We start from the raw sequence: 12,682 nt of genomic DNA on the forward strand, positions 1-12,682 counted from the left end.
CCTACCCAGACCTCAGGACGACTCCACCACCGGCCGCGCGGACGACCGGGTCACCAGCGGCACCACCACGGCGCTCACCCGTGCCGCGACCTCCTCCTCGGAACCCTCGGCGTCCACCACCACGTACCGCTCGGGGTCGGCGGAGGCCATCTCGGTCAGCAGCCGCTGCACCCGCCAGTGGTCCTCGACCAGGCCCTTCTCCGGCGGCCCGGACGGGGTCCGGTCCAGCAGCACGGTCACGTCCGGCCGCAGCCGCCCGGTGGCCCAGTCGACCAGGCCCTCCAGCTCGCTGGGCTCGACGCTGCCGACCGCGCTGAAGTGGGCCAGCGGGCTGTCGACGTACCGCTCCATCACGACCACGGCGCCCTCGTCCAGCGCCGGCCGCACCTCGCGTTCCACCACGTCGGCGCGCACGGCCGCCGCGACCAGGGCGTGCGCCCGGACCCCGGCGAGGTCGGCGGTGGACAGCAGGTTGCGCAGCCGCTTCTCGTCCAGGTCCGGGTCCGAGGCGAGCAGCACCTGCCGCCCCTCGGCGCGCAACGCGTCCGCGAGCAGCCGGGCCTGGGTGGCGGTGTCCGTCCGGCTCTCCCCCTCGACGGCGATGAGCAGCCCGCCGGTCCGCCGCCGCCGGCCGCGCAGGGCGGCGATCAGGTCGGACAGGATCGGCTCGGCCCGCCGGTCGTCCATCTGCCGGTAGGCGATGAGCCCGAGCAGGATCGCGATCAGGGCCGCGCCGAACAGGACCGGCCGGGTGGCGTCGACCTGCATGGGGTGCCCGAGCACGGTCACCGTGCGGCGCTGGATCAGGCTGACCAGCAGCGGCGCGGCACCGGAGGCGACGAACAGCACGACCTTGAGCAGCGACTGGATCAGCGCGACCGTCCGGCCGCGCATGGCGTCCTCGACCTTCGAGCCGACGATGGTCAGCCCGGTCAGGAACGCCATGCCGGCGCAGCCGCCGACCAGTGCGACGGCGATCAGGGCGACCCACAGGTGCGGCGCGATGGCCACGACCAGCAGGCTCGCGCCGGCGAGCACGATGGTGACGCCGAAGAGCCGGTCGTAGGTGAGCCGGCGGGCGGCGCGCGGGGCGGTGGCCATGCCGACCGCGAGACCGGCGAACACCGCCACGAACAGCAGGCCGAACGTCGAGTCGCCGCCGAGCAGCGAGTTGGCGTAGAGCTTGGCCGTGCCGATGACCGCGCCGGCCGCGGCGAACGCGCCGACCATGCCGATGACCAGGCCGCGGACCAGGGGTGTGCGGCCGGCGAACCGGAGCCCGTCGCGCAGCATCGCGAAGAAGCCCTCGCGCTCGCCCTTGACCGGCTTGGCCCGACTGATCCGGCCGGACAGTTCGGGGATGCGCACCGCGACCAGGATCGCCGAGGTGACGTAGAGGGCGCCGTTGACCATGACGGCGATGGTGGCGATGCGGAACTCGATGTCGGTGTTCTGCAGGTGCAGGTAGCCGGGGATGCCGGAGATCAGCGAGTACAGGCCCGCGCCGCTGATGACCGAGATGCCGTAGGTCATGACCAGGCCGAGCTGGTTCGCCGTCTCCACCTGGTCGGGGCGGCGCAGCAGGTTCGGCACGGCCGAGTCCTTGGCCGGGATCCACAGCATCGCGCAGCAGCCGACCAGGAAGTTCGCGATGAACAGCCACCAGGCGGTGCCGACGAGCGCGATGGAGATGAACAGCCCGCCGCGCAGCAGGTCGCAGACGACCATGATCTTGCGCCGGTCGAACCGGTCCGCCAGCACGCCGCCGAGCGGGGCGAACAGGATGCCCGGCAGGAGCTGGGTGAGGACCACGAGGCTGAGCGCGAAGCTCTCCCACTGGTAGCTCTGGGTCAGCCGCGACACCAGGCCGGTCAGGGCGAGGAGTGACAGCCAGTCACCGACACTGCACAGATAGGTGACACCCCAGAGCCTGCGGAACGGCCGGATCGCCAACACACTGCGAATCCGGTGGCTGGTTGACGCCGCTGTGCCGCCGCCGTCCTGGATGGTGCTCACCCCCGCCGTTCGTGCAGGCAATCAGGGTAGCCGGGGGCGTCCGGTCACATGACCACATCCGCCATTCGGGTGGTGGATCGGTCAGGAGAACAGGCGCACCACCATCTCGATGATGGCACGCGCGACGGGGTAGAGCAGGCCCCCGAGCACCGCGAGCACGACCAGGCAACCGACCCAGCCCACGCTCGTCTTCTGCGGCGTTTGCGCTGGTCGAGCAACGTTTCGGACGGGCTGGGCGGCACGCTGTGGCAGGGGCGCGTGCGGCGGGACGTACGGGGTGGGCGCGTTCTGCACGGGTACCCGGGCCGCCGGGTAGGCGTAGGGCGAGGGCTGCGGCGCCTGTGGCGAGGTCCACCCCTGCCGCACAGGCGGGGCGGTAGGTCGACGGGTCGTCGGGCGGCCCCTCCGGAGCTCCGACGGCCGGGACTGTCGGTACCCCGTGGGATCATGGAGACGGGGGCCGGAGGCCACACCGAGCCCAGGACCAAGCGGCGCGGAACCGGCCGTTTCGGGCTCCACCGCGGGCGGCGGCGGCGCGGGTTCGAGGCTCGCCGAGCCGCTCAGCGCGTCCGGGAACACCCGGTCCGCACCGGTCACCAGGCCCGCGAGCGGGTCCGGGAAGAAGCGGGGCGGCGGTGGGGCCTGCGTGCCGTCCGGGCCGAAGTCGTCCGGGCCGAAGGTGTCCACCGCCGCATCATCCCGCTAGCTCTTCGACTTGGCCGGCGTCTTCTTCCGGGTCGTCGTCTTCGTGGTCTTCGCGGCGGCCTTCTTCTTCGTCACCGGGCCCTTGGCGCGCTTCTCCGCCAGCAGCTCGGCCGCCCGCTCGTCGGTCAGCCCCTCGACGCTGTCGGACTTGCGCAGCGACGCGTTGGTCTCACCGTCGGTCACGTAAGGCCCGAACCGGCCCTCCTTGACCACCATCGGCTTGCCGGACACCGGGTCCGCCCCCAGCTCCTTCAACGGCGGCGCGGCGGCGGCCCGGCCGCGCTTCTTCGGCTCGGCGTAGATCTTCAGCGCCTCGTCCAGGGTCACCGTGAACAGCTGGTCCTCGCTGGTCAGCGACCGCGAGTCGGTGCCCTTCTTCAGGTACGGCCCGTACCGGCCGTTCTGCGCGGTGATCTCGGCACCGGTCTCCGGGTCCTTGCCCACCACGCGCGGCAGCGACAGCAGCTTCAGGGCGTCGTCCAGGGTCACCGTCTCCAGCGACATGGACTTGAACAGCGACCCGGTCCGCGGCTTCGGCGCCTTCTTGGCGTCCGGCGCCTCGGGCAGCACCTCGGTCACGTACGGCCCGAAGCGGCCCTCCTTGGCCACGATCTCGTGCCCGCTCACCGGGTCCACGCCCAGCGAACGACCCTCTTGCGGGGTCGCGAACAGCTTCTCCGCGACCTCCCGGTTCAGCTCGTCCGGCGGCAGGTCGTCGGGCAGGTTCGCGCGCTGCGACACCCCGTCGACCTCGCGCTCCAGGTACGGCCCGTACCGGCCGACGCGGACCACGACCGTGTTGCCGTCCTGGTCGACGAACAGCGGGATCGAGTTGACCTCGCGCGCGTCGATCTCCTCGACGCTCGACCCGACCAGCTTCTTCAGCCCGCCCGACCGGCCCACCGACGACTCGGGGCCGACGTTGCCGCCGAAGTAGAACCCGGACAGCCACGTCGTGCGCTCCTGGCGGCCGGCGGCGATGCCGTCCAGCTCGTCCTCCAACGCGGCGGTGAAGTCGTAGTCGACCAGCCGGCCGAAGTGCCGCTCGAGCAACCCGACCACGGCGAACGCCACCCAGGACGGGACCAGGGCGGAGCCCTTCTTCCACACGTAGCCGCGGTCCTGGACGGTGCTGATGATCGAGGCGTACGTGGACGGCCGCCCGATGCCCAGCTCTTCCATCGTCTTGATCAGGCTGGCTTCGGTGAACCGCGGCGGCGGTGACGTGGAGTGGCCGTCGGCGGACAGCTCGACCGCGGTCAGCGCCTGGTCCTTGACCAGCTGCGGCAGCCGCGACTCGGCGTCGTCGGACTCGCCGCCCGCCTCCGCGTCCACCGTCTCGACGTAGGCCTTGAGGAAGCCGGCGAAGGTGATCGTGCGGCCGGACGCGGCGAAGGTGACCTCTTCACCACCGGTCGTGCGGCCGGTGATGCGGATGCTGGTGGTGTTGCCGCGCGCGTCGGCCATCTGGGAGGCGATCGTGCGCTGCCAGATCAGCTCGTAGAGCTTGAACTCGTCGGAGTCCAGCTCGCGGGCCACCTGGCCGGGGGTGCGGAACACCTCGCCGGCCGGGCGGATGGCCTCGTGCGCCTCCTGGGCGTTCTTGACCTTCCGGTTGTACTGGCGGGGCTCCTTGGAGACGTACTGGCTGCCGTACAGCTCGGTGGCCTGGGCGCGGGCGGCGGCGATGGCCGTCTCCGACAGCGTGGTGCTGTCGGTGCGCATGTAGGTGATGTAGCCGTTCTCGTACAGCTTCTGCGCCGTGCGCATGGTGCGGTCGGCGGAGAAGCGCAGCTTGCGGCCCGCTTCCTGCTGGAGCGTGGAGGTCATGAACGGCGCGTACGGCTTGCGCGTGTACGGCTTCTCCTCGACGGAGGCGACCGTCATCGCCGCGTTGACCAGCCCGTCCGCGATGGCGCGGGCGTGCGCCTCGTCCAGCACGCGGACCTCGGCGCCGTCCTTGAGGCGGCCGTCCGGACCGAAGTCGCGGCCGGCGGCGAGGCGGACCCCGTCCACCGCGACCATGCGGGCGCCGAACGTGCGCGGGGTGGCGTCCGCGCCGGCGTCCATGACCGCCGAGACGTCCCAGTAGGAGGCGGTGACGAACTTCATCCGCTCGCGTTCCCGCTCGACCACGATCCGGGTCGCCACGGACTGCACGCGGCCCGCCGACAGCTTCGGCATGACCTTCTTCCACAGCACGGGGCTGACCTCGTAGCCGTAGAGGCGGTCCAGGATGCGGCGGGTCTCCTGGGCGTCGACCAGGTCCTGGTCCAGGTCGCGGGGGTTGGCGGCGGCGGCGCGGATCGCGGGCTCGGTGATCTCGTGGAACACCATCCGCCGGACCGGGACCTTCGGCTTCAGGGTGTCCAGCAGGTGCCACGCGATGGCCTCGCCCTCGCGGTCGCCGTCTGTCGCGAGGTAGAGCTCGTCGACGTCCTTGAGCAGCTCCTTCAGCTCCGCGACGGTCGACTTCTTGTCCGGCGTCACGACGTAGAGGGGCTCGAAGTCGTGGTCGACGTCCACACCCAGGCGCGCCCACGGCTGGCCCTTGTACTTCGCGGGCACGTCGGCCGCGCCGCGGGGCAGGTCGCGGATGTGTCCCTTGGATGACTCCACGACGAAGCCGTTGCCGAGGTAGGACGCGATCTTGCGCGCCTTGGCGGGCGACTCGACGATCACCAACCGCCGATTGCCGCCTGCCGAGTCCCCGTTGGTCTTCCTCGCCCGTGTCGATCCAGCCACGCCGTCCCGCTCTCTCCGAACACTGTGTCCCGACCCGCCAGTGTGCACTGTCCTGTGTCGCCGCCGGGGCAGCCCCGGTCGGGACAGGGTGACACAACTGTGCCCGATCGCCCGGCAGGAGGACCGCTACGCGGCGGGCCACGTCCGTTCGCCGACCCCGCGCGGAGCCCGCCCGACCAGCTCCGCGAGGCGCTCCAACCGCCGCCTGCCCACGACCCGCAGCGCCGGGCCGCCGGACTTGAGCAGTGTGGCCGGCAGCCCCGAGGACGCCAACGCCTTTTGCAGCGGTTCGTGCGTGTCGGGGGCGCACGGGTCCAGCCCGAGGACGTACCCGGACTCGGCCCACCGGCCCGACGCGAGCGCCCACATCCGGAGTACCCCACCGTGGAGGGTGAAATCCGGGGGCACGAGTTTGGCGCCGCCCTCGCCCCACTGCGCGGCCAGCCCCGTGAGGTCGGTCCGGAACGGCGTGGCGACCTCCCACACGTCCGGCGGGGGCTCCACCTCGACCGGTTCAGTCTCTTCCGTCACGTCTTCCGCGTCGGGCTCGGGTTCCGGTGGTGGCACCAGCGCCACCCGGGCCTGCACCCCCCGCTCGGCCAGCGCCGCGACCAGCGCCGATCCCCGCCACCGCTCGTCCAGCGGCACGGCGATCCGCGCGGCCCGACCCCGCGCGAACCCCACGGCCCGGCCGGGCCCGCAGAGCAGGCCGGCCAGGTCCGCGACACAGGGCTGCCGCGCCTCGGCCGAGAAGAAGGACAGTTGCCCCACGACCCCGCAGCGTAGAACACACGTTCGAGGACGGACTAGCCCCGACCGGGCGATCTTCAGGTGGAATAAGTGGTCCGGCGAGATCAGCCGCCCAAGCCCTTCAGCTTTTCGGCCATCTCCACGCACTCCGGCGCCTTCTGGAACGCCTGGCTCAGCTCCGGGTCGTTCCGCAGCTTGTCCACCTGCGCCTGGAGCTTGCTCGGGTCCGCCTCGTCGCCGCCCAGCTGCTCCAGCTTGGTCGCGAACTCGGGGTCGTTCGGGTCGAGTTTGGCCAGCTCACCGGCCGCCGCCTGGAGCTTCTCACCCGCTTCGGTGAACGACTTCACCACCTCGTCGTGCGCGGCCTTGGTCTTCTCCGTCGGCGCGCCCAGCTCCTCGAGCTCCTTCGCCGCGTCGGACAGCGCCTTGCCGCCCTTCTCGGCGTACGCCATCAGCGCCGCCTTCTGCGCGGCCGGGTCGGACTGGCCGCTGAGCACGGTCTTCAGCAGCTCCACGATGGCCTCGGCGGTCGGCGTGATGCCCGCGCAGAACGTGCCGCTCCACTTCACCGGGTCCGCCGTGGCGGCGGCGGTGGTCGTGGTCGTGGTCGTCGGCGCCGAGGACGAGCCGCTCGAACCCGAGCCGGAGCACGCGCCGGTCACCAGGACCGCCGCGAGCGCACCGGCCACGGCGATGGTCTTCTTCACGAGGGTTCCCCCGAAAGTCGGTGATGGGACGGGCCGCAACCTACTCCCTCAGGACGTCGGCGAGATGGAGTCGGACGGCCGCAGCGTCCGCAGGCTCTGGCACGACGTGGCCTGCTCCGCCGCCTCACGCAGCTCAGGCGTGGCCACCAGCGCCTTCAAGGGCTCCACGAACTGGTCCAGCCGCGCGATGGCGTCACCGGCCGCCTGGAGGCCGCCCATGGGGTCGTTGGCGTCCGCCGCGTCCACGGCCGCCTTGGCGTCGCTGAACGACTTGCCGATGCCCGCGAACGTCTCCGCCATCTTGGCCACCTGCTCGTCACCGCCCGCGACCGGCGACGGTCCGACCTCCTTCAACTGGCTCGCCGTCTTGTTGAACGCGTCCGCGAGCTGCCCCATGTAGGCGCTCATGTCGGCCTTGAGCTTGGCCGGGTCGTTCCCGTCCAGCTTGGGCGCCGTCTTCTCCACCGAGACGAACGACGCGGACGCGGAGCACACCTTGTCCATCCACGCGACGGCGTCCGCGGACGGCGACGACGACGAGGTGGACCCGGACGACGACCCGTCGCCCGACGAGCACCCCGCCGCCACCAGGGCGGCAGCGGTCACCACGACCAGGCGGAACCTCATCACGTCCACTTCCCTCCGAACCCGGGCCTGTCCAGTGTGCCCACGCAACCACACCTCCACACGCCGAAGCGGGCGCCCCCGCGTGGGGGACGCCCGCTCCAGGTCGGACGGGTCAGGCCGCGCCGTTGGTGACCTTGGCCTCCGCGGGCGACTCGGCGATGGCCGTGCCACGCCGCTTCGACACCACGACCGCCGCGACGATGACCACGGCGGCCACGACGGCGATGGCGTACCGGACGCCCGCCGACGCGGTCTCGCCCACCGAGAAGGTCACGATGGCCGGCGCGATCAGCACCGAGACCAGGTTCATCACCTTGATCAGCGGGTTGATGGCCGGACCGGCGGTGTCCTTGAACGGGTCGCCGACGGTGTCGCCGATGACCGTGGCCGCGTGGGCGTCGGAGCCCTTGCCGCCGTGGTTGCCGTCCTCGACCAGCTTCTTCGCGTTGTCCCAGGCGCCACCGGAGTTGGCCAGGAAGATCGCCATCAGGGTGCCGGTCGCGATCGCGCCCGCCAGGTAACCCGCCAGCGGGCCGACGCCGAGGCCGAAGCCGACCGCGATCGGGGCCATGACCGCCAGCAGACCCGGCGTGGCCAACTCGCGCAGCGAGTCCTTGGTGCAGATGTCGACGACCTTGCCGTACTCCGGCTTGACCGAGCCGTCCATGATGCCGGGGTTGTCGCGGAACTGGCGGCGCACCTCGAACACGATCGCGCCCGCCGCCCGCGTCACCGCGTTGACCGCGAGACCGGAGAACATGAACACCACGGCCGCGCCGATCGCCACGCCGACCAGCACGTTCGGCGAGAACACCAGGTTGGAGAACGACACCGGCAGACCCTCCAGGCCCACCTTCACGTCCGCCAGGGCCTGCTCGATGGCGTCCCGGTAGGAGCCGAACAGCGCGGTCGCCGCCAGCACGGCGGTGGCGATCGCGATGCCCTTGGTGATGGCCTTGGTGGTGTTGCCCACCGCGTCCAGCTCGGTGAGGATCTGCGCGCCCTCGCCGTCCACGTCACCGGACATCTCGGCGATGCCCTGCGCGTTGTCCGAGACCGGGCCGAAGGTGTCCATGGCGACGATGACGCCGACCGTGGTCAGCAGGCCGCAGCCGGCCAGGGCCACCGCGAACAGCGCCACGACCACCGAACCGGACAGCAGGAACGCGCCGTACACCGCGCCGCCGATGACCAGCGCCGTGTAGACCGCCGACTCGAAGCCGACCGAGATACCGGACAGGATCACGGTGGCCGCGCCGGTCAGCGAGGTCTTGCCGACGTCCTTGACCGGCTTGTGCTCGGTACCGGTGAAGTAGCCGGTCAGCCACAGGATGACGCCCGCCAGCACGATGCCGATGATCACCGCGATCGCCGCGATCAGCGCCGGGTTGCCCGAGGTGGACTTGATCGTGTCGGACACGCCGTCCAGCTCGCCGAACGAGCTGGGCAGGTAGACGAACGCCGCCACCGTGCACAGCACGGCCGAGATGACCGCCGAGATGTAGAACGAGCGGTTGATCGCCGACAGGCCGTTCTCACCGGCGCGGGCGCTGGTGATGTAGACGCCGATGACCGCCGTGAGCACGCCGATCGCCGGGACGATCAGCGGGAACAGCAGGCCCTGCGCGCCGAACGCGGCGGTGCCCAGGATCAGCGACGCGACCAGGGTGACCGCGTAGGACTCGAACAGGTCGGCCGCCATGCCGGCGCAGTCGCCCACGTTGTCGCCGACGTTGTCCGCGATGGTCGCGGCGTTGCGCGGGTCGTCCTCGGGGATGTTCTGCTCCACCTTGCCGACGAGGTCCGCGCCGACGTCCGCCGCCTTGGTGAAGATGCCGCCGCCGACCCGCATGAACATCGCGAGCAGCGCCGCGCCGAACCCGAAGCCCTCCAGCACCTTCGGGGCCTGACCGGTGTAGACCAGCACCACCAGCGCCGCGCCGAACAGGCCGAGGCCGACGGTGAACATGCCGACCACACCACCGGTGCGGAAGGCGATGCGCATGGCCTTCTCGCGGCCACCCGTCTCCTTCGCCGCCGCCGCCACGCGCACGTTCGCGCGGGTGGACAGCCACATGCCGAGGTAGCCGATCACGGCGGAGAACGCCGCGCCCACGATGAAGAACAGCGACCTGCCGATGCGTTCCCCGGTGTCCTCAGCGGGGAGCAGGAACAGCAGCGCGAACACGATCACGACGAAGATGCCGAGCGTGCGGAACTGCCGGTTGAGGTAAGCCGCTGCGCCCTCTTGAACCGCCTTGGCGATGTCCTGCATCTTCGCGGTGCCCTGGCCGGCGGCCAGCACCTCCCGAAGAAGCAGGTAACCAACGGCTAGGGCAGCCAGGGCGACCACGGCGACCACGGCGACTAGGCCCTGGTCACCTCCGGAGAGCTCGAGGCCCTCCGCGAGGAATTGCCGGGACATCCGTCCTCCTGGTGAGTGTTCCAAGCCCAACGGCGGGAAGCACCGCGCCGCGACCGGGCCAAGCAGGTGTCGGCCCCGTCACAACGTGACGCATCCCTCATTGGATGCGATAGCGGCGGAGTCTATTCATAGCGCGCAAGCTTCTGACACCGCGTCCCGATCCGTGCACACACCGTTATCCACGCAGGAAGCAACCGTGATGTCGGTGGGGTGTGCGAAGCTGCGCCTTGTGGCGAACCAGGCACGTCGACTGCTCGATCGGGTCCTCGCCGGAGTTCCGGTCGGGGAATCGCCCCTCACGCACACCGCCGACCTGCCGAAACGACCCGCCGACACGGTGGCCTGGCCGTCGTGGGCCGCACCGGACGTGGTAAAGGCGCTGGTGGAACGCGGGGTCTCCGAACCGTGGCGGCACCAGGCCGAAGCGGCGTCGCTGGCGTGGGACGGCCGGCACGTCGTGCTGGCGACCGGCACCGCTTCGGGGAAGTCGTTGGCATACCAATTGCCGGTGTTGTCCGCCGTTCACGGTGATCCGAAGGCAACAGCTCTGTACCTGTCCCCCACGAAGGCTTTGGGCGCGGACCAACTCCGGTCGGTGGAGGCGCTGGGAGTTCCCGGGGTGCGGGCGGCGTCGTTCGACGGGGACACCCCGATGGCGGAACGCGACTGGGTTCGGGCGCACGCCAATTGGGTGTTCACCAACCCCGACATGCTGCACCGGGGTGTGTTGCCGAACCACTCGCGGTGGATCCGGTTCTTCCGCCGGCTTTCGTTCGTCGTGGTGGACGAATGTCACTCTTACCGGGGAGTTTTCGGCTCGCACGTGGCGCTGCTGCTGCGACGGTTGCGGAGGGTGGCGCAGCGGTACGGGGCCGATCCGGTGTTCGTGCTGGCGTCGGCGACCGTGGCGGACCCGGCGACTTCGGCATCCCGCTTGGCCGGGGTGCCGTGCGTGGCGGTGACGGAGGACGGCTCACCCCGGTCGGCGCGGACGGTCGCGCTGTGGGAACCGCCGCTGCTGGAGGAGCTGACCGGCGAGAACGGCGCTCCGGTGCGGCGGTCGGCGGGGGCGGAGACGGCGCGGATCCTGGCGGACCTGGTCATCGAGGGTGCGCGGTCGTTGGCGTTCGTGCGTTCCCGGATCGGGGCGGAGTTGACCGCTATCGGGGCACGGCGGCAGTTGGCGGAGGTGGATCCGGAGCTGGCTTCTCGGGTGGCGGCCTATCGCGGGGGCTACCTGCCGGAGGAGCGGCGGGCGTTGGAGCGCGCGTTGTCGTCCGGTGAGCTGCTCGGGGTGGCGTCCACCAACGCGTTGGAGCTGGGCGTGGACATCGTCGGCTTGGACGCCGTGGTGGTCGCGGGCTTTCCCGGCACCTTGGCGTCGTTCTGGCAGCAGGCGGGACGGGCCGGGCGGACGGGTGACACCGACGCGTTGGTGGTGTTCGTGGCGCGGGACGACCCGTTGGACACCTACCTCGTGCACAACCCGGCGGCGGTGCTGGAGCGGCCCGTCGAGGCGACCGTGTTGGACCCGTCCAACCCGTACGTGCTGGAACCGCACCTGGCCTGCGCGGCGGCGGAACTGCCGTTGACCCCGGACTCGCTGGGGCCGTTCGGCGGCGAGGCGGCGGTGGCGGTGCTGGACGACATGGTCGCCCGGAAGGTGCTGCGGCGTCGGCCGAACGGGTGGTACTGGACGTCCCACGACCGGCCGCACGGCGAGGTCGACATCCGGGGGTCGGGCGGCGAGCAGGTCGTGGTGGTCGAGGGTGATTCGGGCCGGATGCTCGGGACGGTCGACCCCGGCGCGGCGTGCTGGACCGTGCACGACGGTGCCGTGTACCTGCACCAGGGCGAGTCGTACGTGGTGGACCGCTTGGACCTGGAGAGCGGTATCGCCTTGGTGCACGCGGAGAAGCCGGAGTGGTCCACGACCGCCAGGGACACCAAGGACATCACCGTCGTGCGGACGTTGGAGTCGCGGGTCTTCGACGGTGTCACCGTCTGCCTGGGCGAGGTCGAGGTGACCTCGCAGGTGGTCGGTTACCTGCGGAAGCTGCCTTCGGGCCAGGTGATCGACGCGGTGCCGCTGGACATGCCCACGCAGACCCTGCTGACCCGGGCGGTCTGGTACACGGTCGACGCGGACCTGCTGGGTAGTGCGCCGGGGGGCGCCGGACTGGAACCGGCGCGCGTCCCCGGCGCACTACACGCTGCCGAGCACGCGGCGATCGGCCTGCTACCCCTGTTCGCTACGTGCGACCGTTGGGACATCGGCGGTGTGTCGACCGCGCTGCACCAGGACACCGGGGAGGCGACGGTGTTCGTGCACGACGGTCATCCGGGTGGTGCCGGATTCGCCGACCGCGGTTACGCCGCGGTGGTCCCGTGGTTGGCCGCTACGAGGGAGGCCATCGCTGCTTGCACGTGCCCGGCCGGGTGCCCGTCCTGCGTGCAGTCGCCGAAGTGCGGGAACGGCAACGATCCGCTGGACAAGGCGGGCGGGTTGGCCGTGCTGGACGTCGTGCTCGGGGTCGTCGGGGCGAAATCCACGACGTCCGGCACGGCCGAGTCGAAGGGATAGGGACGGTCACCGCCCGGCGTCGCCGTCGCCGTTGCCGGTTCGGCCGGCCGGCGGGGTCCGGGCCGGCCAGCGGGTCTGGGACTGTGGCACCAACCCCAGACCCGCCACTCCAGGACGGTTCCG

At 71.3% G+C, this 12,682-nt stretch carries 7 protein-coding genes; 1 reads left to right on the forward strand and 6 read right to left on the reverse strand.

The genetic code is table 11. From position 1 onward, the window contains the following. Positions 1-12: 12 nt before the first annotated feature. The 6 genes from DFJ66_RS22180 to DFJ66_RS22205 form a co-directional block, all read right to left on the reverse strand. Entirely contained in the window at positions 13-2,016 is a 2,004-nt protein-coding gene (locus DFJ66_RS22180; protein ID WP_246029855.1) for a bifunctional MFS transporter/dTMP kinase, read from the reverse strand. A 702-nt stretch (positions 2,017-2,718) separates the two neighbouring features. Beyond that, positions 2,719-5,466 carry a type I DNA topoisomerase gene (topA, locus tag DFJ66_RS22185; protein WP_121223576.1) on the reverse strand — a complete coding sequence of 916 codons (2,748 nt, stop codon included), beginning with the start codon at positions 5,464-5,466 and terminating at the stop codon, positions 2,719-2,721. Between the two features lie 126 nt (positions 5,467-5,592). Continuing rightward, complete coding sequence (locus DFJ66_RS22190) at positions 5,593-6,237, reverse strand: hypothetical protein (protein ID WP_121223577.1); 645 nt, start codon at positions 6,235-6,237, stop codon at positions 5,593-5,595. An 83-nt stretch (positions 6,238-6,320) separates the two neighbouring features. After that, positions 6,321-6,923: a hypothetical protein gene (locus DFJ66_RS22195; protein WP_121223578.1), complete on the reverse strand. Its 603-nt coding sequence runs from the start codon at positions 6,921-6,923 to the stop codon at positions 6,321-6,323. 48 nt (positions 6,924-6,971) lie between these two features. Beyond that, positions 6,972-7,550, reverse strand: coding sequence for a hypothetical protein (locus tag DFJ66_RS22200; RefSeq protein WP_121231567.1), 579 nt, complete (start codon positions 7,548-7,550; stop codon positions 6,972-6,974). Between the two features lie 112 nt (positions 7,551-7,662). Further along, a complete protein-coding gene (locus DFJ66_RS22205) occupies positions 7,663-9,975 on the reverse strand; it encodes a sodium-translocating pyrophosphatase (RefSeq protein WP_121223579.1) in 2,313 nt (770 codons plus the stop codon). Positions 9,976-10,174: 199 nt separating this feature from the next. On the opposite strand from DFJ66_RS22205, the gene DFJ66_RS22210 reads away from it, so the two are divergent. Further along, positions 10,175-12,559 (forward strand): DEAD/DEAH box helicase, encoded by a 2,385-nt coding sequence (locus DFJ66_RS22210; protein ID WP_121223580.1) that lies wholly within the window; start codon positions 10,175-10,177, stop codon positions 12,557-12,559. The last annotated feature ends 123 nt before the right edge of the window (positions 12,560-12,682 follow it).

The sequence above is a fragment of the Saccharothrix variisporea genome (assembly GCF_003634995.1).
GTDB lineage: Bacteria > Actinomycetota > Actinomycetes > Mycobacteriales > Pseudonocardiaceae > Actinosynnema > Actinosynnema variisporeum.

Coding starts and splice junctions, on each gene's coding strand:
- DFJ66_RS22200 (WP_121231567.1), bottom strand. CDS start 7,550: ATGAGGTTCCGCCTGGTCGTGGTGACCGCTGCCGCCCTGGTGGCGGCG.
- DFJ66_RS22210 (WP_121223580.1), top strand. CDS start 10,175: ATGTCGGTGGGGTGTGCGAAGCTGCGCCTTGTGGCGAACCAGGCACGT.
- DFJ66_RS22205 (WP_121223579.1), bottom strand. CDS start 9,975: ATGTCCCGGCAATTCCTCGCGGAGGGCCTCGAGCTCTCCGGAGGTGAC.